Below are 1,076 nucleotides of genomic sequence, written 5' to 3' on the forward strand. Positions count from 1 at the left end.
CGGGAGCCGGTCCGCTTCGACCGGGCGCTGGAGCAGCTGCTCGGTGACGGCCGCAGCGTGTTCGTCGAGGTCAGCGCCCACCCGGTGCTGTCCATGCCGCTGACGGACGGCAGCGCCGAGCACGGCGGCGTGGTCGTCGGCTCCCTCGCCCGCAACGAGGGCGGTATCGGCCACCTCCTGAAGTCCCTCGGTCAGTTGCACACCCAAGGTGTGGCCGTCGACTGGATGAAGGTCCTCGGTGACAGCGGTGACCTGGTCACCGACCTCCCCACCTATGCGTTCCAGCGCGAGCACTACTGGACCGAGGTGGGTTCGGGTTCGGCGGATGCGGGCTCGATGGGCCTGGAGGCGTCCGCGCACCCGTGGTTGGGTGCGGGTACGGCGCTCGCGGACGGTGAAGGCCACCTGTTCACTGGGAGGTTGGCGCCGAACGCTCAGCCGTGGCTGCGTGACCACGCCGCCTTCGGTACGGTGCTCGTCCCCGGCGCGGGAATCCTGGACCTCGTGCTGGCCGCCGGCCGTGAGGTCGGTGCGGGCCGGGTCGAGGAGCTGGCGCTCGTCGAGCCGCTGGTCCTGGAGGGCCCGGTCCGGCTGCAGGTCGTCGTCGGTGGCGTGGACAACGGCCGCCGGCCGGTCTCCCTCTACAGCCGTCCCGAGGACGCGCAGGACGGTTGGACGCTGCACGCCTCCGGTGAACTCGCCGAGGAGAAGGGCGAGTCGGACGGCTTCGACGCTCTTCGCCACTGGCCGGTGGCGAACGCCGAGTCCGTGAGCCTGGAGGGCTTCTACGAGCGCTTCGCCGCCCGGGGCTTGGCCTACGGTCCGGCGTTCCAGGGCCTGACCGAGCTGTTCCGTGACGGCAGCACCGCGTACGGGCTCGTCCGGCTCCCCGAGGGCCTGAAGGCCGACGAGTACGGTGTCCACCCGGCCCTGCTGGACGCCGCCCTGCACACCCTGGTCGGTGCCCGTGACGAGGCCGAGGGCGACCAGCGGGTGTTCCTGCCCTTCGAGTGGACGGGCGTGGAGCTGTTCGCGGCCGGTGGCACCGAACTGCGGGTGCGCGTCGACCTGGACGC

Annotated in this window: 1 protein-coding gene; it reads left to right on the top strand. The window is 71.9% G+C overall.

Annotation, left to right across the window (positions count from 1 at the left end; all coding sequences use genetic code 11):
- Positions 1–1,076: polyketide synthase dehydratase domain-containing protein (locus VM95_RS37630; RefSeq protein ID WP_045705977.1), on the top strand; the 1,076-nt coding region annotated here is incomplete at both ends.

The sequence above is a fragment of the Streptomyces rubellomurinus genome (genome assembly GCF_000961885.1).
GTDB lineage: Bacteria > Actinomycetota > Actinomycetes > Streptomycetales > Streptomycetaceae > Kitasatospora > Kitasatospora rubellomurina.